This is a genomic window from Terrabacter sp. P5_B1, from assembly GCF_056400505.1.
The window spans coordinates 1-25,825 of the sequence record NZ_JBFULD010000005.1 but is presented as its reverse complement, the minus strand read 5'-3'; the positions used below and the strand labels follow the sequence as shown (position 1 = coordinate 25,825).

Here is a 25,825-nt window from a genome sequence, read left to right as displayed (position 1 = left end):
ATTGCGGGCGTGACGGTCACCCTTGCCGAGATCCGTGAGACACCCCTGTCGGTCGACGAGGTGCTCGCGAGCGTCTCCTCGTCTCGGGCCGGTGGCGTGTGTCTGTTCGTCGGGACCGTCCGCGACCACGACGGGCCCGCAGCCCCCGAGGACGACACCACGGCCGACACCACGGCCGGCACGACGGCTGACAAGACGGTCGCCGCGCTCGACTACTCCGCGCACCCGCAGGCCGCCGAGGCGGCCCGCGCGCTCGCGGAACGCCTGGCGCACGACGGGCGTGCTGTCCGGCTCGCGGTCGTCCACCGTGTCGGCCACCTCGAGGTGGGTGACATCGCCGTGGTCGTCGGGGTCAGCGCGGAGCACCGCGGCGAGGCGTTCGACGTCTGCCGCGAGCTCATCGACGAGTTCAAGGCCACGATCCCGATCTGGAAGCACCAGCGCTTCGCCGACGGCGCCGACGAGTGGGTCGGGCTGCCGTGAGGACGATCAGGCGCGTGCCGGCGCAGCCCGCCGGCACCGACCTGCCGGCGCGCGCCGAGGGGGCCGAGGGGGAGGACCTCGGCAGACTGACGCGCGGCAACAAGGCCCTGCTCGCCGCCTTCTTCCTCTTCCTCGTCGTCGTGGTGCTCGGCACCCTGATCCACCTGCCGTATGCCGTCATAAGTCCCGGGCCGACGCAGAACACCCTGGGCACCACGACCAACGGCAAGGGCACCCCCATCATCGCCATCTCGGGTCTGCCGACCTATCCCACCGACGGGGCGTTGCGCTTCACGACCGTGCGGGTCGAGGGCGGCCCCGGCTACCCCGTCAACGCGTGGGACGTCCTGCGCGCGTGGGTCGACCCGTCGCAGGAGGTCCTCCCGGTCGATCAGGTCTTCGACCCGCAGGTCACGCAGCAGCAGGTCGCCGAGGAGAACGCCGTGCAGATGGAGGGCTCCCAGGAGGAGGCCACCGCGGTCGCGCTGCGGGCGATCGGCGAGCCCGTGCCGAGCCACATCGAGATCGTCGGACTCGCGTCGGCGTCGAAGGCCAAGGGCCTGCTCGAGGCCCGCGACCGGCTCGGCGCCATCGACGGCCAGGCGATCACCACCACCCAGGCCGTCCGCGACGTGCTCCAGAAGAAGAAGCCCGGCGAGACCGTGGCCATCACCGTCACCCGCAAGGGCAAGGAGCAGACGGTCGTCGTGCCCACCGTGGCCGGCCAAGGGGGCAGGACCGCACTCGGCGTGCTGCTCGGCCTCCGCCACGACTTCCCGGGCAAGATCACCATCGACGCCGGAGCCATCGGGGGGCCGTCCGCGGGGCTGATGTTCTCGCTCGGCATCTACGACAAGCTGACTCCCGGCCCCCTCGCCGGTGGCCGCCAGATCGCCGGCACCGGCACGATCGACGACCAGGGCCAGGTGGGACCCATCGGTGGCATCCGGCAGAAGCTCGCCGGCGCCCGCGCCGACGGCGCGCAGTACTTCCTCGCCCCGGCCGACAACTGCGACGAGGTGGTCGGGCACGTGCCCGACGGCCTCGACGTCTTCAAGGTCGGCACGTTCGCGGAGGCCCGCACCGCCGTCGAGGAGATCGCCCGGGGCAGGACGGGCTCCCTGCCGCACTGCTGAGGCTCAGTCCTCGAAGCTGGCCTTGAGGGCCTCGACGAGCCCGGGGGCGATGTCCTTGCCGGTCGCGACGGCGTCGTCGGAGTCGTGGTCGCGCTGGCGCAGCAGGCAGATCGACGCGCCATCGCGCAGGACGGCCACCACGAGGCGGACGTCCTTGCGGTCCGGGTGGGCAGCGAGGTGGTCGACGGCGTCCTCACCGCGTGCCGGCAGCTCGCGCTCGGCCTCCGGCGGCACGACCATGCGCTCGATCGCGAAGGCGCAGCCGTCGACCTCGTCCGGCCAGGCCAGTCGCCCGAGCAGGGTCTCGAGGGAGCTCGTCGTCGGCAGGCCCTCCTGCTCGATGGCCGTCAGGGCACCTTCGGCCAGGTCGGAGGGTCCCATCTGCTCGCGCAGCTGCGGCTCACGCTCGAGCAGGTCAGCCGTGCGCACCAGCGCGAAGAGCCGGGCCGGCTGGTCCCAGCCCCCGGCGGCGACGTGGCGCTCGGTGTCGAGGGCGGCGATGGCGAGGGGGTCGATGACGGGCTGCGAGTTCACGTGCCCATGCTGCCGTATGCCGAGAGCCGCGCCGGTGCGGACCCGCGCGTCCCCGTCCGGTCACGTTGCGGTATCACGCGGTGGGTGCCGCGAGAGTGCGGGTTATGGTTGCCGCAGGCGGCCGAAGGCGGTCGCCCACGGTTCCGCCCGACCACCTGTCCGCCCCAGCACCCAAGGCACTCCACGTGAGCGACAGCAACTTCGGCCCCCCGCCGGGCAACTCCAACAGCGACGACTCCGGCGCGTCTCGAAGACCCGACGCGGCCACGCTGCCCCCGACGCGACGTCCGCTCGTCACGGCACTCGTCGTGGCGGCCGTCCTGCTCGTGGTCATCGCCATCGCGGCGCAGTTCTGGACCGAGGTGCTCTGGTACCAGTCGGTCGGCTTCGCCGGCGTCTTCACGACCCAGATCGTCGCCAAGATCCTGCTCGGTCTCGTCGGGGGTCTGCTGACGGCCGCGATGGTCTGGTCGAGCATCCACTTCGCCTACCGCAGTCGTCCGATCTACGCCCCGTCGCCCGAGACGCAGGCCATGGACCACTACCGCGAGCTCGTCGAGCCGATGCGCCGCACCGCCACGGTCGCGGCTCCGCTCGCCGTCGGTCTCTTCGCGGGCCTGTCGGCAGCGACCCAGTGGGACACCTTTCTGCTGTGGCGCAACGGCAGCCCCTTCGGCACGACGGATCCCGAGTTCGGCCTCGACATCGGCTTCTTCGTCTTCGACCTGCCGTGGATCAACTTCGTCGTCGCGTTCCTGACGATGATCCTCGTCATCGGTTTCATCACGGCCGCCTTCACGCACTACCTCTACGGCGGCATCGTCGCCGGCGCCAAGATGCGCTCGACCCAGGCTGCCCGCGTGCACCTGTCGGTCATCGCCGCGGTCCTGGTCCTCGTGCGGGCCGTCGCGTTCTGGATCGACCGCTACAACCTCGCGACCGCAGAGTCGACGAAGATCACCGGCATCCAGTACACCGAGTCGCACGCGATCATCCCGACGAAGGGCATCCTGGCGGTTGCCGCGGTCATGTGCGCGATCATGTTCCTCACGACGATCTGGACCCGGTCCTGGCGTCTCCCGCTCGTCGGTGTCGCCGTCCTCGCCGTCATCGTCGTCGTGGTCGGCGGCATCTACCCCGCGCTCGTGCAGTCCCTCAAGGTGCGGCCGTCGGAGAAGTCCCTCGAGGTCCCCTACATCCAGCGCAACATCGACGCGACACGGGCGGCCTACGGGCTGTCCGGCATCGTGCCCGCCTCCTACGACACGAAGACCGTTGCCGCCCCCGGCCAGCTGCGGGGCGACGCGGCGACCGTGCCGGGCATCCGGCTCATCGACCCCAATGTCGTGAGCCCGACGTTCAAGCAGCTCGAGGCGAGCAAGGGCTACTACCAGTTCGCCGACGTGCTCGACGTCGACCGCTACCAGATCGACGGCAAGTCGCAGGACACCGTCATCGCCGCCCGCGAGCTCGACCTGAACGGCGTGCCCGACGCGCAGCGCAACTGGCTCAACGACCACACGGTCTACACCCACGGCTACGGCGTCGTCGCCGCCAAGGGCAACACCCGTGAGCCCGACGGCCGCCCGACGTTCATCGAGTCGCAGATCGGCACGACGGGTGCCCTCGGGCAGTACGAACCGCGCATCTACTTCGGTGAGAGCTCGCCCGAGTACTCCGTCGTCGGCGGCAACAAGCAGGAGTTCGACTACCCCGACCCGAAGGGGACCGGGCAGATCAACTACACCTACGCCGGCACGGGCGGCGTGCAGCTCGACGCCGTCAAGCGCCTCGCGTACGCCGTGAAGTACCGCGAGATCAACTTCCTCCTCTCCGACGCGGTGACCAACGACTCGCGAGTCCTCGACCACCGAACGCCGCGCGACCGCGTGCAGCGAGTGGCGCCGTGGCTGACCCTCGACGGCAACGCCTACCCCGCCGTCGTCGACGGCCGGGTGCAGTGGATCCTCGACGGCTACACGACGTCGGCGAGCTACCCCTACTCCGAGAACACGACGCTCGACACCGCGACCGAGGACGCCGTCACGAGCACCCGCACGGCCGTGCGCGCCGTGCAGGCCGGCCAGGTCAACTACGTCCGCAACTCGGTCAAGGCCACCGTCGACGCCTACGACGGCACCGTGACGCTCTACCAGTGGGACGAGCAGGACCCCGTGCTCAAGGCGTGGATGTCGATCTTCCCCGGCACCGTGAAGCCGCTCAGCGACATCAAGGGCTCGCTCATGGCGCACCTGCGGTATCCCGAGGACCTCTTCAAGGTCCAGCGCAGCCTGCTGCAGAAGTACCACGACACCGTGGCGGGCTCCTTCTACGGTGGCCAGAACTTCTGGCGCGTGCCCGACGACCCGACGCAGCCGGCGGACAACCTCATGCAGCCGCCCTACTACCTCTCGCTCGCCATGCCCGACCAGTCGAGCCCGGCGTTCTCGCTCACGTCGACGTTCATGCCGACCGGTGACCGCAACGTGCTGTCGGGCTTCCTCGCCGTCGACGGCGACGCCGGGAGCGAGACCGGCAAGAAGTCGCCGAACTACGGCAAGCTGCGCCTGCTCGAGACGACGGGCGGCACGGTCAACGGTCCGGGGCAGGTCTACAACGACATGCGTACCTCGACGGTCACCTCCAACGACGCGTCGCTCGGCCGCCAGCTGACCCTGGCTCAGTTCATCTCGACGACCTCGTCGACGGGTGCCAGCGTCATCTTCGGCAACCAGCTGACCCTGCCCGTCGGCGGGGGACTGCTCTACGTCCAGCCGATCTACGTCCAGGCCCGATCGACGGGCTCGGGCACCTACCCGCGGCTGTCGGCCGTAGCCGTCGCCTTCGGTGACAAGATCGCCTGGGCGGGCTCCCTCGACGCGGCGCTCAACGACCTCTTCGGCGGCTCGTCGGGCGCGCAGGCGGGCGACAACGGGACGACACCCACACCGACCCCGGGAGCCACCCCGACGCCGACACCGTCGGGCACTGCGACGTCGCCTCCGGCGGCCAGCCCGGACTCGGCTGCGCTGTCCAAGGCGCTCAAGGATGCACAGGCTGCCTACGTCAAGGGGGAGGCGGCTCTGCGCAAGGGCGACTTCGCGGCATACGGCCAGGCGCAGGCCGAGCTCAAGGATGCGCTCCAGCGCGCGGTCGACGCCTCGCCGCAGGGCAAGGCGACCGCCAAGCCCTGACGAGGATCACGATCGGGCCGACCTGTGGCAGCACGCGAATCGCGTACTGCCACAGGTCTTTCCGGCTACATTCGGCTCGATGCGCCACGCGGGACCGTCTCGATTTGGTCTTGCACGAGGTTTCGCGTAACGTTGCTCTTGCCGACGCGGGGTGGAGCAGCTCGGTAGCTCGCCGGGCTCATAACCCGGAGGTCGCAGGTTCAAATCCTGCCCCCGCTACTACGCAGAAGTGCGACCGTAGTGCTGATCGTCAGCCCCCCAGGGTCACCTGGGGGGCTGACGTCGTTCCCGGGCGTCTCCTTCGTGTCCTGCCGCGAGGCCGTCCACCACAACCACCCGCTGGCAGGTTGACGGTGCGGTGACGGTCGGAGTCAGGCCAGTGCGGCTTCGATCTTGTCGATCACGGCCGTCTCGTCGGGGGAGGTGTCGTCGGCTGCAGCGGCTGCGTCACGGCAGCTCCGCAGCACCATGGCGCGGTAACCGTCGACGAGGTGCGGCGCCTTGGCCTGCAACAACGAGATGGCCTCTCTCAGCAGCGCCAGGGTACGGGCCTCGACGTCTGCCGGGGTGCCCTTCGGCATCTCGGGGAACCCGCCCCTGCCGACGAGGGCAGCGATCTCCGGCGGAGAGCCTGCGATCGCCTTGGAGGCGGCGAACGATTCCTTGATGCTGTCGAACATGCCCTTCTCGGCACGTGACACCCACGCGCTCGCCAGCATCGCGGCCGAGCGCAGGGTGTGGTGTTCTTCTTCGGTGAACCCGGTTGCGTCCGCGGTCTCTGGCGGCGAGGTTGGCGCGCCGCTCGCGGGGGCCGCCTGCGGCTTCATGGGCTGTTCGGAGGGGATGTCGGTCATCGTCGTCTCCTGCTGACTGCGGTGGCGTCGGTGGGGACGGAGGTCACCCACCTCGATCTTGCACTGTGAAGTGGCTGCCTGTCGCTGGTCGAGCACCCGTGACGCGAAGCACTGGCGCGATCTCGTTCCTTGGCGGCAGGCTGGACCGTAGGCTCCACGACCGGCGGAGCACGACGAGGGGCCGACACCATGGCAGAGACGGTCAGGGAACGGGCCTCGCGGCTCATCGCGCACAGCAACCCAGCGGGCCTGCTCTACGGTGCCATCATCACCGGCGCCGTCATGAGCGCGACGGCGAACCACGTGCCGTCGACGGCTCGGGTCCTGGTCGCGGCTGTCTTCGTGCTCATCGTCTACTGGCTGGCCGACATCTACGTCCGGGCCTTCTCCGAGCCGTTCCACCACGGGCGATCACCGTTGCCCAGGCGCCTGGTCGCAGCGGCACGCCACGAGTCCCGGGTGCTGCTCGGTGGTGTGCCGGCCCTGGCGATGACGACCGTCGCATCACTGCTCGGCGCTGACACCGCCGTTGCGGTCAACCTCGCCCTCTGGCTCACCGTCGCGGAAGTCGGGGCGGTGGGCTACCTGTCGGCCCGCTACGTCGGGTCGAGTCCGCGGACGGCCTTCGGGGAGTCGCTCGCCGCAGCACTCCTCGGCGTGGTCATGGTGGTGGCCAAGACCTTCCTGCACTGAGCTCACGTGCTCAGCCGGCGACGATCAACTCGCCGTGCGAGGCATCGTCCGGAAGGTCATCCGGCAGGTCGAGGGCGAAGTCCGACGGCAGGCCCTCGACGGTCACGGCACCGGACGCGTCCACCGCGACGGAGATGGAGGCCTCGCCGACCCGCAGCCCCTTCACCGTGAGGGCACCGAAGGGCTGAGGCGACGGTGGCCGCACCTGCACCCGGCGGCCCGGCACGTCGACCGTGATCCCGAGCGCCACCGTGAGCATCGCCACGGCGGACGCGGCCGCCCACGCCTGAGGCCGACAGGATGCGGGGTAGGGGGCCCACTGCCCGAGCGCCGCCGAGTCGGCGAAGAGCTCGGGGAGCCGGTATTCGAAAGCCTCACCGACGTCCAGCAGCTTGCCCACGACGACTGCGGCCTGAGCGGCATGACCCTCCCGCGCCATGCCCAGGGCGCAGATGGCGGTGTCGTGGACCCACACCGATCCCGTGTGGTAGCCGATGGGGTTGAAACCGCCGTTGTCGGTCGCGAGCGTGGCGATGCCGAAGTCACCCAGCATCGTCGAGCCCACGAGCGTGTCGGTGACCTGCTGCGCCTCGCTCGGGGTGAGTGCTCCGGTGCCCAGGGCATGGCCCATGTTCGACCCGACACCGTCCACCGGACGGGCCGTGCCGTCGATGGCCATCGCGAGGTAGCGCTCGTCGGGCGGCCCGACCCAGAACCCTGACCGGATCCGCTGCTTGAGCACGCCGGCCCACTGCTCGAGCTCCTCCGCCCGGGCCAGGTCTCCGTGCGTGCTGTGGTCGCCGAGTGCCCGCAGGAGCGCGGCGGCGCCGACCGCCGCCTCGACGGCATACGCCTGCGCCTCGATGAGCGCGATGGGGGAGACCGCGATCGACCCGTCCCGGAAGCGCATCGAGTCACCCGAGTCCTTCCACCCCTGGTTGGCCAGGCCGTGGCCGCTCTCGTCGACGTACTTGATCAGCCCGTCCTCGTCGGGTGTCGCGAGGTCGGTGAGCCAGGACGTGGCCGCCCGTAGGTGCGGGAGGAGGGCGCGCACCTCGTCGACGTCCATCCCCCAGCGCCACGCGTCGTGCAGCAGGCAGATCCACAGGGCCGTGGCGTCCACCGTGCCCCAGTAGACGGGGGGCAGGCTGAAGTCGACGGACACGTCCTCGTATGCCGTGCGGCGCAGTTCGTGGGCGATCTTCCCCGGTGCCTCCGCCGTGTCGGCATCATGCTTCGTGCCCTGACGGCGGGCGAGGGCCCGGAGCGTGCCTGAGGCGAGCGTCGTTCCCAGGGGCAGCATCATCCGTGCCGTCCAGAGCGAATCGCGACCGAAGAGCGTGAGGTACCAAGGAGTTCCGGCCGCGGCGAACACGTCGCGAGGGTCGGCGGGATCCCGCAACAGCAGGCTGCGAAGGTCGGCCATCGACGCCCCCAGCAGTTTGCCCAGGCGCGGGTCGCTCGCATCGACCTGGAGGCTCTCCGGCCAGTCGACGGCGTCCGAGCCGGTGTCGGCCGGGAAGTGGCTCTCGCTTCGGCGGTCGGTCTGCACCTCGACCTCGACCTCCTGCTCGGACCCGGGAGCGACCGAGAGGAGGAACGTGGCCAGCACGCCGTCCGGGCCCACGTCGAGGTGGTCCGGGGCGGGGGAGAAGGTCACGCGAACCGACTGGGCATCCGAATGCCAGTGCGCGGCCGCACCTCGGTCCGAGGTCTCGCCCGTGCTCGCTCCCACACCGTGACCACCGTGGGCCTCGAGCAGCTGGCCGGTCGCGACGCCCGCCTTGACCGGGCCGATGTCCGCGCCGTCGCCACCGAGCCTGATCACGAGCGGGGCGTCGACCACCCGCGAGGCTCTGGAGGCCACCGAGACCCGTTCACGCAGGGTGCCCCCGGCCAGCCTCCGGCGGCGATGCAGCTCGACGGTGGGGTCCGGTCCGGGGTCACCGAGACCGCGGGCCGAGGTGAAGAACTCGCTGCGCGGACCACGGCTGGAGTGCGCCACCCTCACGAGCTGCGCCGCTCCGAGGCCCACGGTGAAGTGGGAGACGGCTCGCTGGTCGTCGACGAAGAAGCCGTGGGCGCCGCGCCCCCGCATCGACCCGTCCGTGTCGCTCAGGGCCGTGCCGTTGCCGTCGACACAGATGGCCAGGTCGTGCAGCCAGGGCTGTTGGCCCACCGGCTCCGTCGCCATGGGCGGTTCTGCGCCCCCGGCGCCGTCGGTGCCGTGCGTGGTCATGGGCCCTCCTGCTCGTGCTCGTGCCTGCGACGTGTGTGCGGAAGCGACGCGCCCTCTTGACACGGCCGCACGGGGAGCACAGTATCCGGATGACCATAAATACGTTTAAATCGCTACGATTTGAACGTTCCACTCCGGAGAGACGGCGTCAAGGGTGACTGCGAGTCCTTCTGCCACGCGGCGGACGACGATCAACGACGTGGCACGCGCCGCGTCGGTCTCCCGCCAGACCGTGAGCAACGTCGTCAACGCGCCGGAGCGCGTCGCTCCCGACACCCTTGCCCGGGTCCAGGCGCAGATCGAGATCCTCGGCTTCCGCCCCAGCCGAGCGGCTCAGTCCCTCAAGCAGGAGCGGGCCGGTGCCTGGGGCCTGGAGCTGAACTCAGCGGGGTTCGGGCGGCTCGGCTCGATCATCGACACCTTCCTCATCGAGCTGACGGGGTGCGCCTCCGTCCGGGGATCGCACGTCGTGCCCTTCACGGCGCCGGACCCCACCACGCCGATCCCCTCCTACGAGCGACTCGTCGCCAGCCGGGTCGCCGACGGCTTCGTGCTCACCGACACCCGCCGCAACGACCCGCGACCCGGCTGGCTCGACGCCCACCACGTGCCGTATGCCGCGTTCGGTCGCGTCTGGGACGACCCGAGCATCACCTCCTGGGTCGACGTGGACGGCGCGTCCGGCATCGAGGCGGCCGTGCACCATCTCGCGGCGCAGGGCTACGAGAAGATCGGCTACCTCGGTTGGCCGGAGGGCTCGCCCGTCGGCGACGACCGCCGCTCGGGCTGGCTGCGGGCCACCGCCGAGCTCGACCTGGCGCACCCGGAGTGGCAGGCGACGAGCCCGCAGGCGCTCGAGTCCGCCTCCCGTGCCGCGGCCGGCCTGGTCGACACCCTCGGCCGTGGTGCCGCGATCGTGTGCGCCTCCGACGCTCTGGCCCTGGGCGTCTGGCGCGTCCTCGTCGAACGCCATCTGGCGCCGGGCGTCGACGTCGGCATCGTCTGCTTCGACGACACGGACATCGCGCACGCGCTCGACCTCAGCAGCCTCCACCAGCCCCTCGACCGCGTTGCCGACCGTGTGCTCCACGTGCTCGGTACCGGTTCCGCCTCCCGCGATCCCGCGGGTGGTCTCCTCCTCCCCCCCGAGCTCGTCGTCAGATCCAGCTCGAAACCTGCGGGCGACCGCATGACACCGAAAGAGAAGTGACATGAGAGCACCCAGCACGCGAGCTGCAGCCGCACTCGCGCTCGCCGCCACCGGCGCGCTCGTCCTGAGCGCCTGCGGCGGAGGCGGATTCAGTGGCAGCAGCAACAACGCGCCGCAGAGCACGGCCAAGGGCCCGGTCAAGCTGACGATCATGATCGGCAGCTCCGGCGACGCGGAGACGACGGCGGTCAAGAAGGCGGCCGACGCCTGGGCGAAGAAGTCCGGGAACCAGGTCGAGGTCATCGCCGCGGCGGACCTCGGGCAGCAGCTCGGTCAGGCCTTCGCGTCGACGACGCCGCCCGACGTCTTCTACACCGACGCCTCCAAGGTCGGCACCTTCGCCAAGGCGGGCAACCTCTACGCCTACGGCGACCAGGTGAAGGACGCCGGCTTCCTGCCGTCCCTGGTGCAGACCTTCACCTACGACAACAAGTTCTACTGCGCACCCAAGGACTACTCGACCCTGGCTCTCGTGATCAACACCGACCTCTGGACCAAGGCGGGGCTCACCGACGCGGACGTCCCCAAGGACTGGGCCGGCCTCGAGGCGGTCGCCAAGAAGCTGACGTCCGGGAAGGTGACGGGCCTGGTCCTCGGTAACGACATCAACCGCAGCGGAGCCTTCATCAAGCAGGCCGGCGGCTGGATCGTCTCTGCCGACGGCAAGACGATGACGGCAGACAGCGCCCCCGCCAAGGCGGGTCTGGCGGAGGTCCAGAAGATGATGAAGGAAGGCGTCCTGAAGTTCAGCTCCGACACCTCACCGGCCACCGGCTGGGGCGGCGAGGCGCTGGGCAAGGGTGTGGCCGCGATGACCATCGAGGGCAACTGGATCAGCGGCGCCAAGAAGGACTTCCCGAACTTGAAGTACAAGGTCGTGGAGCTCCCCGCAGGATCGGCCGGCAAGGGCACCCTGCTGTTCAGCAACTGCTGGGGCATCGCCGCCAAGTCGCCGAACCAGGGGCAGGCGGTCGACCTGGTGAAGTCGCTCATCACGACGGACCAGCAGATGGCCTTCGCCGACGCCTTCGGCGTCATGCCGTCCACCGAGGACGGGGCCAAGGCCTTCGCGGCCAAGTACCCCGAGTCGCAGGCCTTCGTAGCCGGCGGGCAGTACGCCCAGGGCCCGGTCAACCTGCCCGGCTTCGACGAGGTGATGGCCAAGTTCAACTCCCAGCTGGCCACCATGGGCAAGGGCGGCAACCCGAACGCGTGGCTCGAGGAGCTGCAGAAGAACGGCACGGCGGCGCTCGCCGGCTGATCCCCCGTGTGGCGTCCGTCCGCCGCTCACCCGGCGGGCGGACGCCACCCCATCGCCTCACCGATCCCACAGGAGGGCTCCATGGCCCGCATCGACGACGAACGTCCGGTCGAGGACGTCGTCACACCCGCGGGGGCGCGGGCAGGCCAGGTGGCCTCGGCCTCGGCCGGCGTGCCGACGGGCCAGGCCGGCGTGCCGGGAGCTCGCGGAACCCGCACCCGGGGCGGCATCCGCGGTCGTGAAGGCACCGCGGGATGGATCTTCGTGGCCCCCATGATCATCATCCTCGGGCTCTTCCTCGTCATCCCCATCGGCATGGCGCTGTGGGTGAGCTTCACCAACTGGCAGGGCAACACCAACCCCTTCGCGGTCGGTCAGGGCACGGACGTCGTCGGCCTGAAGAACTACACCGACCTCTTCGCCCGGGACGGCCTGACCCGCGACAACTTCATGCAGTCCATCGGCAACACCTTCTACTACGTGCTGCTCGTCGTTCCGCTGCAGACGGTCCTCGCGCTCGGACTCGCCCTGCTCGTCAACAACTCGATGCTCAAGGGCCGCAGCTTCTTCCGCACCGCGTTCTACTTCCCGTCGGTGACGAGCTCGATCGCGATCGCCACGGTCTTCCTCTTCCTCTTCTCCAACACGGGCGCCGTCAACGCGTTCCTCGGCTTCTTCGGCATCGACGGGCCCCAGTGGTTCAGCGACAGCCGGGGACTGCTCCACCTGGCGTTCAACGCCGTTGGGGTGGACAACCCCGGTTGGGCGCAGGGCGAGATCCTCGGCCGCAGCATCTGGGACTGGCTCTCGGGGCCGTCGGTCGCGATGTTCGTCATCATCTTCCTCGTCATCTGGACGACCTCGGGCACCTTCATGCTGATGTTCATCGCGGCGCTGCAGGACCTTCCCGTCGAGATCGACGAGGCGGCCGCCCTGGACGGCACCACCGGGTGGCAGAAGCTGCGGCACGTGACGCTGCCGATGATCAGGCCGGCGCTCTTCCTCGTCATCACGCTCGGGCTGATCGGGACGTGGCAGGTCTTCGACCAGATCTACGTCATGGGCAAGGGCGCTCCGGCAGGGACCACGCTGAGCCCGGCGTTCCTGTCGTACCAGCAGAGCTTCGGCAACTTCCGCTACGGCTCGGGTGCGGCCATGGCCTTCGTCGTCTTTCTCATCATCATCGTCCTCACGCGGGTCCAGCGACACGTGCTGACCGACAGGGACGAGCGCAAGCCCTTCCTCGGACTCGGAGGCCGCAAGTGAACGCCCGCAAGTCCAACCCCGTCAAGACGATCCTGCTGTACACGGCGCTGCTGGCCTTCGCCGTCCTGTTCATCTACCCCTTCCTCATCCAGATCTCGACGTCGTTCAAGACCGACCCCGACGCCGCCAACAACCCGCTGTCGCTGGTGCCCAACCCGTTCACCGCGCAGGTGTGGCAGCGCATCTTCGGGGGCGGCGACGCGTCGGTGCCGGTCACCACCTGGGTGCGGAACTCGGTCCTCATCACCCTCGTCGTGACGGCGGCCCGGGTCTTCCTCGACTCGCTGGCCGGCTACGCGCTCTCGCGGCTGCAGTTCCGCGGTCGGAAGGCCGTCTTCGCCGGCCTGCTCGCGGTGATGGCGGTCCCGGGCGTGGCCCTGCTCATCCCCAAGTTCCTCATGGTCAACTACCTCGGCATCTACGACACGTACACCGCGATGATCCTGCCCCTCATCGTCGACGCCGCAGGTGTCTTCATCATGAAGCAGTTCTTCGACTCCGTGCCGGTGTCGATCGAGGAGGCCGCCCGCATGGACGGCGCGAGCATCTTCCGGACCTTCTGGTCCGTGGTGCTGCCCATGGCGAAACCGGCCCTCATCACCCTGACCATCCTGTCCTTCCAGGGCTCCTGGAACGAGTTCTCCCACTTCCTCGTGGTGACCAAGGGGACGCCGGAGCACCAGACACTCGTCACCGGCCTGGCGAGCATGACGAGCGGCCAGCTGGGCGCGGGCACGCAGTACCCGCTCAAGCTCGGCACCGCCCTGCTCACGACGATCCCGGTCGCGCTCCTCTTCTTCGCCCTGCAGCGCTACTTCATCCGCGGCGCCAACGAGGGAGGAGTCAAGGGCTGAGCTTGGCCCAGCCACCCAGTGCCCCAGGCAGATCCGATCGCCGGTCACACGCTCGCCTGCAGCGCTCGCACATAGCGGTCGGTGATGCCCTGCTGGACCATCCGGCCGACGGGCCCAGCGACTCTGGCCAGCAGGCCGACCGGGCGAGAGAAGGCCCGCACCGTGAACGTCACGACGTCTTCGGATCCCATCGACACGACGAAGGACTCCTCACCCGACTCGGGGTGTCCGGGCAGCGTCCCGTAGGCGAAGCCGCGACGGCGCGGCGCGTCGAGGACGCCGACGACGCGCACCGGTGCCCGAAGCGACAACGGCCCGACTCCCATCCGCAGGTCGGCGACCGCGGCGGCCCGGACCTGCGGGACCGACGGAAGCACCCGCACGCCCGCGCGGCGGTGCACGGCCCAACCGAGCAGTGCCTCGGTGCATCGCTCGAGGTCGGCGGCGCCGCGCCCGATGACGGCCTGACGTCGTAGGTGGTGGTAGCCGGCGGGCAGGCCTTGGGCGCCCAGCGACGCACCCACCTCGGGGTAGGTGAGCGGCGCGCGCGCGAGGTCGGCGAGCCGCTCACCGTCGAGCAGCTGCGCGTCCATGCGCCCAGCATGCCCGATCGTGCCGGCGGGCGGCGGCTGCCATGCTCGTGCCCATGGTCGGATCGGTCGTCCCGTCACCGCCGTCGTCAGCAGCCGCGACGACGCCGGGTCGCGCCATGTGGGTCTGGGTCTGGAGGGAGRCCGAGCCGGTCGTCCGGCTCGCCCGGACCAGGGGGCTGGACACGCTCTTCGTCGCGGTGCCCGCCGACCTGACGACGAGCCCGCGCCTGACGATGGTGCGCGACCTCGTGATGCAGGCCCGGTCGGCGGGTCTGCGCGTCGACGCCCTCGGCGGCGACCCCGGCTGGGTCGACGACCCCACCTGGGTGGTCGACCGCTGGCTCCGACCGGCCCTCGCGACAGGCCTTTTCACCGGGCTGCACGTCGACGTCGAACCGTGGACGACGGCCGCGTGGAGCACGCGACGGTCGACGACGGTCGACGCGTACCTCATGCTGCTCGACCGACTCGTGTCGACGAGCGGCGCCATCCCGCTCGAGATCGACATCCCGTTCTGGTTCGACCAGATCCCGGTCGGCGAGAGCTCGACGCTCGACAAGGAGGCGATGTGCCGGGTCTCGGCCGTGACGCTCATGGCCTACCGCGACACCGCGGTCGGGACGGACGGCACTCTCGCCGTCGCGGCTGCCGAGCTCGCGTCGGCTGCCGTCCTGGGGAAGCCGGTCCGCATCGGCCAGGAGACGACCTGTCTCGGCCTCCACCCGAGCCAGGTCAAGCAGACCTTCCACGGCCAGACCCTGACGCGGATGAACGATCAGCTCGCACAAGTGGATTCGGGGGCCAGTGCGTACGCGACGTACGCTGGCATCGCCGTCCATGACTTCACGGGGTATGCCGCCATGGCGCCGTGACGGGTGCCCGCGCACGGGTGAAGCGCGTCGCTCAGTGAGACAGGCTGCGGATCGGAAGCTCGAACCACCGCAGGTGGTCGAAGTCGACGTTGACGTGGGCCTCGTCGCACCGCTCGGGCGTCGCCGCGGCAAGGATCGCGCGTGCGTCGGCAAGGTGTCGGGCAAGCGAGTCCTCGCCGGCCCGCTCGTGCTGTGCGGGGTAGGTCAGGTGGCCCTGCTCGAAGCTCACCTGGTGCAGTCGCAGGGGCGGCTCGACCGGACCGTCCTTGTGCTTCCACAAGCCCGTCGCCGGCTCGAAGACGTAGTCGCCCAGCAGGCGCCACCCGTCACGAGCGACGAGCCGGACTGCCTCGATCACGTAGTCGGCGACGACGTCGGAGATGAAGTAGTTGAAGTTGACGCGCACCCAGCCGGGCTTGATTCCCTCGCAGCCGCGCCCGATCTCGCGCTCGAACTCGTGGGAGCGTTCGAGGTCGATGCCGAGCAGGTAGTGGCCGTAGGGGCCGGCGCACGAGCAGCCGCCGCGGGCCTGGATGCCGAAGAGGTCGTTGAGGACGGCGACGACGAAGTTGTGGTGCAGGTAGCGCTCGCCCTGGCCGCGGACGACGAACGACACGATCGACAGTCGCTCCGCGTCGAGGTTGCCGAGGATCTCGATGCCGGGCTCGTCCCTCCAGGCCGCAACGGCGCGCTCGAGGAAGTGGTCCTCGCGGGCGCGGATCGTCGAGGTGCCGACGGCCTGCTTGAGCTTGAAGACGAGACCGGCGCGGATCGCCTCGATGATGGCAGGGGTGCCGCCCTCCTCGCGGTGCGCGGGGTCGGTGAGGTAGGCGTGGTCGTCGGGGTTGACGTACGCGACGGTGCCGCCGCCGGGCACGTCGGGCACCCGGTTGGTCATGAGCTCGCGGCGCACGACGAGGACGCCGGGCGTGCTCGGGCCGCCGATGAACTTGTGGGGGCTGAGGAACACCGCGTCCTTGTATGCCGTGTCGTCGGCCACGCCGCGCCCACCACGGCCGTACATCTCGATGTCGACGTAGGGCGCCGCAGCGGCATAGTCCCAGAACGCGAGGGCACCGTGCTCGTGCAGGAGGGAGGAGATCGCGTCGGTGTCGGTGACGATGCCCGTGACGTTGCTCGCGGCCGAGAAGGAGCCGACGAGGAGCGGGCGCTCGGCGTGCTCGACGAGTTGCTGCCGCAGCACCGCGATGTCGACGTGGCCGTCCAGGTCCTGCGGGATCACGACGACGTCGGCGACGCACTCACGCCACATGACCTCGTTGGAGTGGTGCTCGTAGGGACCTATGAAGACGACCGGGCGCTGGTCGGCGGGGACGAGTTCGCTCGCGTGCCAACGGTCCTCGAAGTTCGACGGGATGCGAAGTCCGAGGATGCCGACGAGCTTGTCGATGGCCCCGGTGCAGCCCGAACCGGCGAAGACGACCACTGTCTCGTCGTCACCACCGACGGCGTCACGGATCGTGCGACGGGCATCCTCGCGCAGCCGGGTCGTCTGCAGGCCCGTGCCCGAGCTCTCGGTGTGGGTGTTGGCGTAGCGGGGGAGCACCTCGTCGCGGATGAAGTCCTCGATGAAGGTCAGGCCGCGACCGGAGGCGGTGTAGTCGGCGTAGGTGACCCGTCGCGGGCCGTAGGGCCCGTGCATCACCTGGTCCTCGCCGATGACTCCGGCACGGATGGTGTCGAGAAGGTCGGTCTGCGCTGCTGCCTCCATGGCAGACCATCATAGCGCCTGGTGATGCTAAGGCAAAAGAGCATAACTAGGTGTTGGGTCAGGCGCCGCCGGTCGGGTCAGGGTCCCGGAGTCACTTGGGGGTGGCCACGCAGATGACCGTGCCGGTGCCGCCCGAGGAGGCGGCGCTGGTGAAGGCGCCCCGGGCGCCGTGTGCCGAGCACAGGCGACGTGCGGCGCCGTCGTCGGTGAGGGCGCTCCTGTCGATGAAGGTGACGCTGCCCAGCGAGGACGGGTCCGTGCAGTCGACCCTCTTGAAGTCGTCGGAGCCGACGGCCGCGACGCACTGACCGGTCTGGACGCCGTGCGTGCCGTCGTCGGCAGTGAAGGCACGGAAGAGGAAGAACGCGAGGATTGCCAGGAGAGGAACGGCGTACGGCCTGAGGCGCGACAGGCGGCCGCCGGGAGCGGCAGCGGGGACAGGGCGGTCGGTCATGGGTGCAGCGGCTCCTGATGGTTGGTGACGGGTTCCCCGAGCGCATTCTCCACGCACGTCGTCCACCGAGCCTGATCGGTGCCCCGTCGCCTCGCGTTCGCGTCGCATAGGGTCGAGCCCGTGACAGCCATCTCCTATCCACTTGCCGAGCGCACGCTCGCCAACGGCCTGCGTGTCATCGTCAGCGAGGACCACACGGTGCCCAACGTCGCGGTGAACCTCTGGGTCGGAGTGGGCTCGCGCCACGAGACACCGGGTCGCACCGGTTTCGCGCACCTCTTCGAGCACCTGATGTTCCAGGGCAGCCGCAACGTCGCCTCCGGCGAGCACTTCTCGGCCCTCATGGACGAGGGAGCCCGGCTCAACGCGACGACGTGGTTCGACCGCACGAACTACTTCGAGACCGTGCCGACCGGTGCCCTCGAGCTCGCCCTGTGGCTCGAGGCCGACCGCCACGGCCACCTGCTCGACGCGCTGACGCAGGAGAACCTCGACAACCAGCGCGACGTCGTCAAGGAGGAGAAGCGCCAGCGCTACGACAACGTGCCCTACGGGTCGGCCCTCATCGACATCTACGCGACGGTCTTCCCCGAGGACCACCCCTACCACCACCCGACGATCGGGTCGATGGAGGACCTCGACGCCGCCACTCTCGAGGACGTCCACGCCTTCTTCCGGGCGCACTACGGGCCGAACAACACCGTCCTCACCCTCGTCGGGGACGTGACCCCGGAGGAGGGGTTCGCCGCCGCCGAGAAGTACTTCGGACCCCTGCCGGCCATCGAGCTGAGCTGCCGTGCTCGGCACCCGCAACTGCCGCCGCTGGCCGGGCCCGTGCGGCTCGACCGGGTCGGTGACGTGCCGAACGACCGGATCTACGTCTCGTTCCGGCTTCCCGTCGACACCACTGCCGACTACCTCGCCTGCCAGGTCGCCGTCGACGTCCTCGGCGGCCTCGCGAGCTCACGGCTCGTGCGTCGGCTCGTCCGCACCGACGAGACGGCCGTGGCCGTGGGCGGCTGGACGATGGGCCTCGTCGACGGGTCCGGTCTGGGCGCCATCACCGTGGACGTGTCCGTCGGTGCCGACGTCGACGAGATCGAGTCCGCCGTGTGCGAGGAGATCCGTCGTTTCGTCGAGGAGGGCCCGGATGCCGCGGAGCTGGAGTCGGTCATCGCCGACACGGAGCGCTCGTGGCTGAGCGCCCTCGCCAGCATCGAGGAACGCGCCGACCACATCAGCCACCACGCGCTGCTGACGGGCGACGCGGCATACGTCAACACGTTCGTCGACCGCATCCGCTCCGTGACCGCCGAGCAGGCGCGCAGCGCCGCGGCGACCTGGCTCGACCCCGAGGCCCGGGCCGTCGTCCGCTACCTCACCGACGCGCCCGACCCGACGTCCCAGGACCCCGAGGAGGCCTCATGACCGCCGTCGCCCGCCCCGTCGTCGCCCCGCCCGAGCCGTGGGAGTTCCCCGAGGGCAGCACCTACGACCTGCCGAACGGTCTGCGGCTGCTCACCTACGACGTCCCGGGCCAGTACGTCGTGTCGGTCCGGATCGGTGTGCCCGTGTCGCTGCGCGACGAGCCGCGCGAGCGTGAGGGTGTCGCCTCGATCATGGCGCGCACCCTCGACGAGGGGACGGAGCACCACACTGCCGAGGAGTTCGCGCGACTGCTCGAGCGCAAGGGCGTGAGCTTCGGGGCGGGCATGGCCGACGCGGGCCTGTCCATCGACCTCGATGTCGTCAAGGGCAACCTCGAGCCCGCGCTGGACCTGTTGCGCCAGATCCTCACCGAGCCGACCTTCCCGCAGACCGAGGTCGCCCGCCAGGTCCGCACCCGGATCGCCGAGATCGAGCAGGAGCGCTCGAACGCCGCTCACCGGGCGGGACTCGAGTTCGTCCGCACCTTCTACGCGCCGGAGGACCGGTCGTCCCGACCCACCGGCGGCACCCTCGAGACGGTGTCGTCCATCACCCGTGAGGACGTCGCGGCCTTCCATGCCGAGCACGTCGTCGCGTCCGGCGTGACCCTCGTCGTCGCCGGCGACCTCCGCGGCCTCGACGTGCCGGTGCTCGTCGAGTCGGCTCTGGGCCGCTGGGCGAAGGGCCCTCGCCATCGTGAGCGCCACCTCCAGCACGCGGCCGCGCTCGCACCCGACCGCGGGCGCATCGTGCTCGTGTCCCGACCGGGCTCGGTGCAGACCGAGCTCGTCATCGGAGCGCCCGGTCCCGACCGGTCCGTCGAGGGCGGCTGGGCGCCCTACCCGGTGCTCGGCTTCGTCCTCGGCGGTTCGCCCAATGCCCGCATCGACGCGGTCCTGCGTGAGGAGAAGGGCTACACGTACGGAATCCGCTCGAGCTTCCGGCCCCGTCGCCGTGGTGGCGTCTTCCTCACCTCGGGCTCGGTGCGGGCGGACTCGACCGCGGAGTCGCTGCGGCTCCTGGTCGAGATCCTCGACGGGGGCCGAGATGGCTTCACCGACAAGGAGATCCGTTCGGGCGTGGACTTCATCTCCAAGACTGCGCCCGGCCGCTACGCCACGGCCGACGCCATCGCCGACGAAGCGGTCAGCATGGCACTCGACGGTCGCACGACGGCCTTCACCACAGCCAACCTGCGTGACCTCGCGACGGTCGACCGCAGCCGCGTCGACGCGGCCTACGCGCGGTTCGCCGAGGGCGCCGGCATCGGGGCGGGCGCTCCGGGCGCCGGGTGGACCATCGTCATGGTCGGCGACGCCACAGCGCAGCTCGAGGCGATCGAGGCCCTCGACCTCGGCGACGTCACCGTCGTCACCGACCCCTGACCCCGGCCCTGACCCTGACCCTGACCCTGACCCTGACCGGGACGGGTCAGAGGCGCGGGTCGAGGGCGCGCTCCATCACGAAGTCGTCCTCGTAGACGCCGCCGACGAGGAACCGCTTGGTGCCGACGCGCTCGAAGCCGCTCTTGCCGTAGAAACGCTGGGCGCGCTCGTTCTGCTGGTTGACGCCGAGCCAGACGCCGGCGGCGCCCTTCTCGCGCGCCCACTCGAGGGCTCGAGCCATGAGGAGGGCGGCCGCGCCCGTGCCGTGGGCCTGCGGCAGTACGTAGATCTTCGACAGCTCGACCGTCGGCCGGAGCCGGATCGTGGCACGCACGTCGTCGTCGGACGGCTCGCCGCGCACGAGCATGGCGTAGCCCAGCACGGTCCCCGCGCTCTCGGCCAGGAGGACGTACCGAGTGGGGTCGGCGACGTAGTCGGCGAAGCGCTCGGGGGAGAGGACCCCGTCGACGAATGCCTCGACCCGGTCCCGGGTCATCGACGGCGGGCACGCGAGCCCGAACGTCGCGGCCGCTACGGCGGCGACCAGAGGGACGTCCGCCGCGCCGGCAGGGCGGACCGTCGCCCCGGGGACTGAGGCGGAGACGGGGGCAGCGCTGTCGGTGGATCCGGTGCTCATGCCGAAAGGCTAGGCCGTGCGGTTCCCCTCGCCCTGCGCTGACCGGTCAGTGGTCTCAGGCCGGTGACGTCCCGATGCGGGAGAGCACCTCGTCGTGCAGCAGACCGTTGGTCGCGAGCGCGTTGCCGCTCCAGCAGCCGTCCCGCCCGTCGAGGCCGGTGAAGCGGCCGCCGGCCTCCTCGACGATCGCGACGAGCGCTGCCATGTCGTGGACGGCGAGCTCGGGCTCGGCCGCGATGTCAGCGGCGCCCTCGGCGACGAGCATGTAGGACCAGAAGTCCCCGTAGGCGCGCGTTCGCCAGCAGTCGTCCATGAGGTCGAGGAAGTCGTCACGACGCCCGCGCACGCGCCAGCCAGCCAGTGAGGAGTACGACAGGGACGCGTCGCCGAGCCTCCCGACCTGCGACACGGAGATGCGCCGGGCCGAGGACAGCGAGCGGCCGCTCCAGGCCCCGGAGCCGGTCGCCGCCCACCAGCGCCGCTGCAGGGCCGGCGCGGCGACGAGGCCGAGCACCGGCACGTTGTCGACGACGAGGCCGATGAGGGTGGCCCACACGGGCACTCCGCGCACGAAGTTCTTCGTGCCGTCGATCGGGTCGATGATCCAGCGTCGGGGACCGTGGCCGGTCGTCTCGAACTCCTCACCCTCCACGGCGTCGCGTGGACGGGTGCGCTTGAGCTGGTGCCGGACGAGCTCCTCTGCCGCGCGGTCTGCATCGGTGACGGGCGTGAGGTCCGGCTTGCTCTCCACGACGAGGTCGGCGGCGCGGAAGCGTGCCATCGTCACCCGCTCGACGGCATCCGCCAGGACGTGGGCCAGACGGAGGTCGTCGTCGTAGGAGGTCACCGAGTCAACCTAGCGGCATCGAGGTGAGCGGGGGAGCGCGGCCYGAGGACGTATGCCGCTGCGGCTCAGTGATCCTCGGTCGTGCTCCGGCTGCTGAGCAGGCGTCGCAACGACTCGAGCCGCGAGGCGCCGGCAGGGCCGGCGTGGCCCTCGGCCACCCACGCGTCCAGCGCGCACTCCTCCTCGTCGTGGGTGCATCCGCGAGGGCACCCGTCCGTGCCCTCGGCGAGGTCGGGGAAGTGGTCGATGATGTGGTCGACGTCGATGTGGGCGAGTCCGAACGAGCGGATGCCGGGCGTGTCGATGACCCAGCCGTCGTCCGAGCCGTCGGCGCCGCGCAGGCGGAGCGCCACGGCGTTCGTCGAGGTGTGGCGGCCACGGCCGGTCGTGTCGTTGACGATGCCCGTCGCCCGCAGGGCACCCGGCACGAGGCCGTTGACGAGGGTGCTCTTGCCGACGCCGGAGTGACCGACGAGGACGGAGACCTTGCCGGAGAGCTTGGCGCGGAGGGCTTCCAGTCCCGAGAAGTCCCCGTCCTTCCACGAGGTCACGACGTGCTCGACCTCGAGCGGCGTGTAGTTGGAGAGGAACCCGGTGGGATCGACGAGGTCGGCCTTGGTCAGGGCGAGCAGCGGCTCGAGGTCCGCGTCATAGGCCGCGACGAGGCAGCGGTCGACCATCCGCGGCCGGGGCTCGGGGTCGGCGAGCGCCGTGACGATGACGAGCTGGTCGGCGTTGGCGACGATGATGCGCTCGTAGGGGTCGGTGTCGTCGGCCGTGCGCCGCAGGACCGAGCGACGCTCCTCGATGCGCACGATGCGTGCCAAGGCGTCCGGACCGCCCGCAAGGTCGCCGACGAGAGCGACGTCGTCACCCACCACGACGCGCGTGCGGCCGATCTCGCGGGCCTTCATGGCCGTGACGACACGCTCGGGTTCCTTCTTGCCGAGCGAACCCTTGGGGATCAGGCACGTGTAGCGACCACGGTCGACGCCGATGACCATGGCGACGACCGCGTCGACGTGGGCGGGGCGKTCCTTCGTGCGGGGCCTGGATCCCTTGCGGCTCGGACGGACCCGGATGTCACCCTCGTCGAGGTCCCGCCAGCTCATCGGGCGCGCACCACCGGACCGGAGCCGTCGAGCATGCCCCGCCACAGCCCGACGAAGTCGGGGAGGGTCTTGCGCGTCGTGTCGATGTCCTCGACGTCCACGCCCGGCACGCGCAAGCCGATGATGGCTCCGGCGGTGGCCATCCGGTGGTCGTGATAGCTGCGGAAACGCCCGCCGTGCAAGCGCGCCGGCGCGATGCGCAGGCCGTCCTCGGTCTCGGTCACCTGCGCGCCGAGCCCGCCGAGCTCCGCGGTCAGTGCCGCGAGCCGGTCGGTCTCGTGCCCGCGGATGTGCGCGACACCCCGGATCCACGTCGGGGTCGACGCGAGGGCCGCGAGGGCGGCGACCGTGGGGGTCAGCTCCGCCGCGTCATGCAGATCGATGTCGATGCCGACGAGCTCGCCGCTGCCGACGACGGTGAGCCCGGAACGGTCGAGCCGCACGTCGGCGCCCATGGTGTCGAGGATCTCGCGCAGGAGGTCACCGGCCTGGGTGGTGTGCTGCGGCCACCCCGGCACGCGCACCGTGCCGCCCGCGACGAGGGCCGCGCCGACGAAGGGTCCGGCGTTGGAGAGGTCCGGCTCGACCGACACGTCGAGGGCGTTGATCTCGGACGGCTCGACGCGCCACCGGTTGGGCTCGCTGTCGTCGACGATCGCCCCGGCGTCGCGGAGGGTCTCGACCGTCATCAGGATGTGGGGCTCGCTCGGCACGGGCTTGCCGTCGTGGTGCACGGTGACGCCCTCGTCGTAGCGCGCCCCGGCGAGCAGGAGGGCGGAGATGAACTGCGAGGACGCCGAGGCGTCCATCGTCACCACGCCGCCGGACACGCGACCCCGGCCGTTGACCGTCACCGGAAGGTGTCCGGCGTCGTCGTCGAGGTCGGCCCCGAGCGCACGCAGCGCGTCGATGACGGGTCCCATGGGGCGCACCCGCGCCTGCGGGTCGCCGTCGAGCCGGACGGGCCCGTCGGCCAGAGCCGCGACCGCCGGCAGGAAGCGCATGACCGTGCCGGCGAGCCCGCAGTCGATGTCGACGTCGCCGGTCAGCGTCTCTGGCGGGGTGACGACCCAGTCGGGGACGTCACCGACCACCGACTCACCCTCCGCCGCGACGTCGTCGATGCGCACTCCCAACGACCGCAGCGCGTCGGCCATCAGCAAGGTGTCGCGCGAGCGCAGCGGCGCCCGCAGGCGTGACCGCTCGGTCGCCAGGGCCGCCAGGACGAGGTAGCGGTTCGTCAGTGACTTGCTTCCCGGGAGCACGACCGTGGCATCGAGCGGACCCGAAGCGACCGGGGCCGCCCAGTCCGGCTCCGCCGTCAGGATGGCGCGGTCAGAGCCACCAGTCGTCACGGGCGTCGGGTGAGGGGACGGTTCTGCGGGACTCAAGTCAGCTCACGACGTCCTGGGCTCGCCGGGCCAGCAGACGGGCCTCGCGCCTGGCCGTCCGCTGGGCGTGGCGGGCCTCGCGACGGGTGGTCTTCGTGACGTGCTGGGCGCGCCACGCGAGGCCGGGGCGGCCCTCGGTGTCGACGGCCGCGAGGAGCAGACCGCCGAGCAGGCCGACGTTCTTGAGGAAGAGGCTGCGGCTCTGCGCCTTTCGGGTGGGGTCGGTCTCCTCCCAGAACGCGTGCTCGATGGCCGTGGTCGGGACGACGGACGCCGCGAGCACGGTCGAGGCCAGACGCGGCATACGCCCCGTTGCGAGGAGGAGGCCACCGCCCAGGAGGGCCGCGCCGTTGACCCGGACGAAGAGGTCGGGGTCCTTGGCGGCCACCTCGACCCCGGGGACCTGGTCGGGCACCTTCTGGAGCAGGTGGGCGGCCTGGTCGGTGCGCGCGGCGGGGTTGCGGAGGGCTTCCACACCGGCGGCGACGAAGACGGACGCGAGCAGCGGACGGGCGAGACGGCGGACGATCATGCGATTTCCTCCTCTGGCCGCAGAGCGCCGAAGCGCATCGCGGCCGTCGTGGACGTGTGGACACCTACGGTATCGACATACCCGCGGCAGAGCGGAGGACGCCCGCGCTGGGCCGCTCGAGGCCGCTCGAGGTCGCCGCGGCATACGCTGTGGCTCATGTGTGGGAGGTATGCCGCGAGCGCGCGGCCCGACGAGCTCATCGAGGCCTTCGACGTCGAGCAGGACCACACCGGGGAGCCCTCGCGCAGCGTGCTCAAGAACCCGCAGAGCCCGCCGGCAGGAGAGCCCGACTGGAACATGGCGCCCTCCAAGCAGGCGCCCGTCGTGCTGACACGGTGGCCGCGGAGCGAGGACGCGAACGACGGCCACGGCGGCGAGTCCCACCCGCTCCGCCAGCTCCGTCTTCTCACCTGGGGTCTCGTGCCGGCCTGGTCCAAGGACGTCAAGATGGGTCTGCGCATGACCAACGCCCGCGCCGAGTCGGTCCTCGGCAAGGGCGCCTTCGCCAAGGCCGCGATCTCGCGGCGCTGCATCGTCCCGGCCGAGGGCTGGTACGAGTGGCAGGTCTCTCCGACCGCCGTCGACGCCAAGGGCAAGCCGCGGAAGCAGCCCTTCTTCATCCGTCGGGCCGACGGTGCTCCCGTCGCCTTCGCAGGCCTCTACGAGTTCTGGCGCGACCGGGAGCTGCCCGACGGTGACCCGGCGGCGTGGCTCACGACGTTCACCATCATCACGACCGCGGCCGATCCCGGCATGGACCGCATCCACGACCGCCAGCCCCTCGTCCTCGAGCCCGAGCAGTGGGAGCAGTGGCTCGACCCCGACGAGAAGGACCCCAGCTACGTCCAGGAGGTCCTCGGGTTCGCTGCGCCCGGTCGGTTCGAGGCGCACCCCGTGAGTCGTGCCGTCGGGGCGACGCGCAACAACGGACCGGCCCTCGTCGAGCCCGTCCCCGAGTCCGAGCTCGAGGGCGTCGTCGACCCGATGACGGGTGAGGTGGTCGGCGCGTGACGGCCCCGGTCCGCGTGTCGGTCCGCGAGATCGAGACGCCGGGCGGGCCCGGACGCGTCCACGTCCAGCGCCCCCCCGGCGCGCGCGGCACCGTCGCCCTCGGGCAC

Annotated in this window: 23 protein-coding genes and 1 tRNA gene; 13 read left to right on the top strand and 11 right to left on the bottom strand. The window is 70.7% G+C overall.

All coding sequences use genetic code 11. The features are described 5' to 3' along the window. Positions 1 to 9 precede the first annotated feature (9 nt). Both AC1DP0_RS01015 and AC1DP0_RS01010 read left to right on the top strand, forming a co-directional pair. The gene (locus tag AC1DP0_RS01015) at positions 10 to 483 is read left to right on the top strand and encodes a molybdenum cofactor biosynthesis protein MoaE (protein WP_478081960.1); all 474 of its coding nucleotides are present in this window, start codon (positions 10 to 12) and stop codon (positions 481 to 483) included. 14 nt (positions 484 to 497) lie between these two features. Beyond that, positions 498 to 1,619 (top strand): YlbL family protein, encoded by a 1,122-nt coding sequence (locus AC1DP0_RS01010; RefSeq protein WP_478081958.1) that lies wholly within the window; start codon positions 498 to 500, stop codon positions 1,617 to 1,619. A gap of 3 nt (positions 1,620 to 1,622) precedes the next feature. Here AC1DP0_RS01010 and AC1DP0_RS01005 read toward each other — a convergent pair whose 3' ends face one another. Continuing rightward, the gene (locus AC1DP0_RS01005) at positions 1,623 to 2,153 is read right to left on the bottom strand and encodes a PPA1309 family protein (RefSeq protein WP_478081956.1); all 531 of its coding nucleotides are present in this window, start codon (positions 2,151 to 2,153) and stop codon (positions 1,623 to 1,625) included. 185 nt (positions 2,154 to 2,338) lie between these two features. Between AC1DP0_RS01005 and AC1DP0_RS01000 the strand changes: the two genes are divergently transcribed. Together AC1DP0_RS01000 and AC1DP0_RS00995 are read left to right on the top strand one after the other, a co-directional pair. Then, positions 2,339 to 5,347: a UPF0182 family membrane protein gene (locus tag AC1DP0_RS01000; protein WP_478081954.1), complete on the top strand. Its 3,009-nt coding sequence runs from the start codon at positions 2,339 to 2,341 to the stop codon at positions 5,345 to 5,347. A gap of 145 nt (positions 5,348 to 5,492) precedes the next feature. Continuing rightward, positions 5,493 to 5,566, top strand: a tRNA-Met gene (locus AC1DP0_RS00995). 152 nt (positions 5,567 to 5,718) lie between these two features. Here AC1DP0_RS00995 and AC1DP0_RS00990 read toward each other — a convergent pair. Continuing rightward, on the bottom strand, positions 5,719 to 6,201 hold the full coding sequence (locus AC1DP0_RS00990; RefSeq protein ID WP_478081952.1) for a hypothetical protein: 483 nt from the start codon (positions 6,199 to 6,201) through the stop codon (positions 5,719 to 5,721). A 189-nt stretch (positions 6,202 to 6,390) separates the two neighbouring features. Between AC1DP0_RS00990 and AC1DP0_RS00985 the strand changes: the two genes are divergently transcribed. Further along, positions 6,391 to 6,894: a hypothetical protein gene (locus tag AC1DP0_RS00985; protein ID WP_478081950.1), complete on the top strand. Its 504-nt coding sequence runs from the start codon at positions 6,391 to 6,393 to the stop codon at positions 6,892 to 6,894. Positions 6,895 to 6,904: 10 nt separating this feature from the next. Here the strand turns inward: AC1DP0_RS00985 and AC1DP0_RS00980 are convergent, their stop codons facing one another. Then, positions 6,905 to 9,133: a glycogen debranching N-terminal domain-containing protein gene (locus AC1DP0_RS00980; RefSeq protein WP_478081948.1), complete on the bottom strand. Its 2,229-nt coding sequence runs from the start codon at positions 9,131 to 9,133 to the stop codon at positions 6,905 to 6,907. A 199-nt stretch (positions 9,134 to 9,332) separates the two neighbouring features. On the opposite strand from AC1DP0_RS00980, the gene AC1DP0_RS00975 reads away from it, so the two are divergent. The 4 genes from AC1DP0_RS00975 to AC1DP0_RS00960 all read left to right on the top strand — a co-directional run bounded on the left by AC1DP0_RS00975 (position 9,333) and on the right by AC1DP0_RS00960 (position 13,724). After that, complete coding sequence (locus AC1DP0_RS00975; RefSeq protein ID WP_478081946.1) at positions 9,333 to 10,343, top strand: substrate-binding domain-containing protein; 1,011 nt, start codon at positions 9,333 to 9,335, stop codon at positions 10,341 to 10,343. A gap of 1 nt (position 10,344) precedes the next feature. Beyond that, on the top strand, positions 10,345 to 11,604 hold the full coding sequence (locus AC1DP0_RS00970; RefSeq protein WP_478081944.1) for a sugar ABC transporter substrate-binding protein: 1,260 nt from the start codon (positions 10,345 to 10,347) through the stop codon (positions 11,602 to 11,604). A gap of 81 nt (positions 11,605 to 11,685) precedes the next feature. Next, positions 11,686 to 12,870, top strand: a complete 1,185-nt coding sequence (locus AC1DP0_RS00965; protein WP_478081942.1) for a carbohydrate ABC transporter permease — start codon at positions 11,686 to 11,688, stop codon at positions 12,868 to 12,870. Next, on the top strand, positions 12,867 to 13,724 hold the full coding sequence (locus AC1DP0_RS00960) for a carbohydrate ABC transporter permease (protein ID WP_478081940.1): 858 nt from the start codon (positions 12,867 to 12,869) through the stop codon (positions 13,722 to 13,724). Before AC1DP0_RS00965 ends, AC1DP0_RS00960 begins: the two co-directional genes overlap by 4 nt. Positions 13,725 to 13,768: 44 nt before the next feature. Here the strand turns inward: AC1DP0_RS00960 and AC1DP0_RS00955 are convergent, their stop codons facing one another. Continuing rightward, positions 13,769 to 14,317, bottom strand: a complete 549-nt coding sequence (locus AC1DP0_RS00955) for a DUF1990 family protein (RefSeq protein WP_478081938.1) — start codon at positions 14,315 to 14,317, stop codon at positions 13,769 to 13,771. 53 nt (positions 14,318 to 14,370) lie between these two features. Here AC1DP0_RS00955 and AC1DP0_RS00950 point away from each other — a divergent pair, with 53 nt between their 5' ends. Next, positions 14,371 to 15,189: a hypothetical protein gene (locus tag AC1DP0_RS00950; RefSeq protein ID WP_478081936.1), complete on the top strand. Its 819-nt coding sequence runs from the start codon at positions 14,371 to 14,373 to the stop codon at positions 15,187 to 15,189. 31 nt (positions 15,190 to 15,220) lie between these two features. On the opposite strand, the gene AC1DP0_RS00945 is transcribed toward AC1DP0_RS00950, so the two are convergent. Together AC1DP0_RS00945 and AC1DP0_RS00940 are read right to left on the bottom strand one after the other, a co-directional pair. Then, positions 15,221 to 16,921, bottom strand: coding sequence for an aminotransferase class V-fold PLP-dependent enzyme (locus AC1DP0_RS00945; RefSeq protein ID WP_478081934.1), 1,701 nt, complete (start codon positions 16,919 to 16,921; stop codon positions 15,221 to 15,223). A gap of 91 nt (positions 16,922 to 17,012) precedes the next feature. Beyond that, complete coding sequence (locus AC1DP0_RS00940; protein WP_478081932.1) at positions 17,013 to 17,375, bottom strand: hypothetical protein; 363 nt, start codon at positions 17,373 to 17,375, stop codon at positions 17,013 to 17,015. Between the two features lie 120 nt (positions 17,376 to 17,495). On the opposite strand from AC1DP0_RS00940, the gene AC1DP0_RS00935 reads away from it, so the two are divergent. Next, entirely contained in the window at positions 17,496 to 18,803 is a 1,308-nt protein-coding gene (locus AC1DP0_RS00935; RefSeq protein WP_478081930.1) for a M16 family metallopeptidase, read from the top strand. After that, positions 18,800 to 20,188: a M16 family metallopeptidase gene (locus AC1DP0_RS00930; RefSeq protein ID WP_478081928.1), complete on the top strand. Its 1,389-nt coding sequence runs from the start codon at positions 18,800 to 18,802 to the stop codon at positions 20,186 to 20,188. Before AC1DP0_RS00935 ends, AC1DP0_RS00930 begins: the two co-directional genes overlap by 4 nt. 46 nt (positions 20,189 to 20,234) lie before the next feature. Here the strand turns inward: AC1DP0_RS00930 and AC1DP0_RS00925 are convergent, their stop codons facing one another. The 5 genes from AC1DP0_RS00925 to AC1DP0_RS00905 form a co-directional block, all read right to left on the bottom strand. Further along, positions 20,235 to 20,825, bottom strand: coding sequence for an N-acetyltransferase family protein (locus AC1DP0_RS00925; RefSeq protein WP_478081926.1), 591 nt, complete (start codon positions 20,823 to 20,825; stop codon positions 20,235 to 20,237). Positions 20,826 to 20,880: 55 nt separating this feature from the next. Then, positions 20,881 to 21,672, bottom strand: a complete 792-nt coding sequence (hisN, locus tag AC1DP0_RS00920; RefSeq protein WP_478081924.1) for a histidinol-phosphatase — start codon at positions 21,670 to 21,672, stop codon at positions 20,881 to 20,883. Between the two features lie 65 nt (positions 21,673 to 21,737). Then, positions 21,738 to 22,784, bottom strand: a complete 1,047-nt coding sequence (gene rsgA, locus AC1DP0_RS00915; RefSeq protein WP_478081922.1) for a ribosome small subunit-dependent GTPase A — start codon at positions 22,782 to 22,784, stop codon at positions 21,738 to 21,740. Then, the gene (gene aroA / locus AC1DP0_RS00910) at positions 22,781 to 24,139 is read right to left on the bottom strand and encodes a 3-phosphoshikimate 1-carboxyvinyltransferase (protein ID WP_478081920.1); all 1,359 of its coding nucleotides are present in this window, start codon (positions 24,137 to 24,139) and stop codon (positions 22,781 to 22,783) included. Before aroA ends, rsgA begins: the two co-directional genes overlap by 4 nt. A gap of 37 nt (positions 24,140 to 24,176) precedes the next feature. Beyond that, the gene (locus tag AC1DP0_RS00905; RefSeq protein WP_478081918.1) at positions 24,177 to 24,707 is read right to left on the bottom strand and encodes a DoxX family membrane protein; all 531 of its coding nucleotides are present in this window, start codon (positions 24,705 to 24,707) and stop codon (positions 24,177 to 24,179) included. A 156-nt stretch (positions 24,708 to 24,863) separates the two neighbouring features. On the opposite strand from AC1DP0_RS00905, the gene AC1DP0_RS00900 reads away from it, so the two are divergent. After that, on the top strand, positions 24,864 to 25,718 hold the full coding sequence (locus tag AC1DP0_RS00900) for an SOS response-associated peptidase (RefSeq protein ID WP_478081916.1): 855 nt from the start codon (positions 24,864 to 24,866) through the stop codon (positions 25,716 to 25,718). Positions 25,719 to 25,825 lie beyond the last annotated feature (107 nt).

Excerpts from the sequence above, each read along its gene's own strand:
- AC1DP0_RS00980 (WP_478081948.1), bottom strand. The coding sequence starts at position 9,133 with ATGACCACGCACGGCACCGACGGCGCCGGGGGCGCAGAACCGCCCATG.
- AC1DP0_RS00930 (WP_478081928.1), top strand. The coding sequence starts at position 18,800 with ATGACCGCCGTCGCCCGCCCCGTCGTCGCCCCGCCCGAGCCGTGGGAG.
- AC1DP0_RS00965 (WP_478081942.1), top strand. The coding sequence starts at position 11,686 with ATGGCCCGCATCGACGACGAACGTCCGGTCGAGGACGTCGTCACACCC.
- AC1DP0_RS00990 (WP_478081952.1), bottom strand. The coding sequence starts at position 6,201 with ATGACCGACATCCCCTCCGAACAGCCCATGAAGCCGCAGGCGGCCCCC.
- AC1DP0_RS00945 (WP_478081934.1), bottom strand. The coding sequence starts at position 16,921 with ATGGAGGCAGCAGCGCAGACCGACCTTCTCGACACCATCCGTGCCGGA.
- AC1DP0_RS00955 (WP_478081938.1), bottom strand. The coding sequence starts at position 14,317 with ATGGACGCGCAGCTGCTCGACGGTGAGCGGCTCGCCGACCTCGCGCGC.
- AC1DP0_RS00900 (WP_478081916.1), top strand. The coding sequence starts at position 24,864 with ATGTGTGGGAGGTATGCCGCGAGCGCGCGGCCCGACGAGCTCATCGAG.
- AC1DP0_RS00985 (WP_478081950.1), top strand. The coding sequence starts at position 6,391 with ATGGCAGAGACGGTCAGGGAACGGGCCTCGCGGCTCATCGCGCACAGC.
- AC1DP0_RS00940 (WP_478081932.1), bottom strand. The coding sequence starts at position 17,375 with ATGACCGACCGCCCTGTCCCCGCTGCCGCTCCCGGCGGCCGCCTGTCG.
- AC1DP0_RS00925 (WP_478081926.1), bottom strand. The coding sequence starts at position 20,825 with ATGAGCACCGGATCCACCGACAGCGCTGCCCCCGTCTCCGCCTCAGTC.
- AC1DP0_RS00905 (WP_478081918.1), bottom strand. The coding sequence starts at position 24,707 with ATGATCGTCCGCCGTCTCGCCCGTCCGCTGCTCGCGTCCGTCTTCGTC.
- AC1DP0_RS00970 (WP_478081944.1), top strand. The coding sequence starts at position 10,345 with ATGAGAGCACCCAGCACGCGAGCTGCAGCCGCACTCGCGCTCGCCGCC.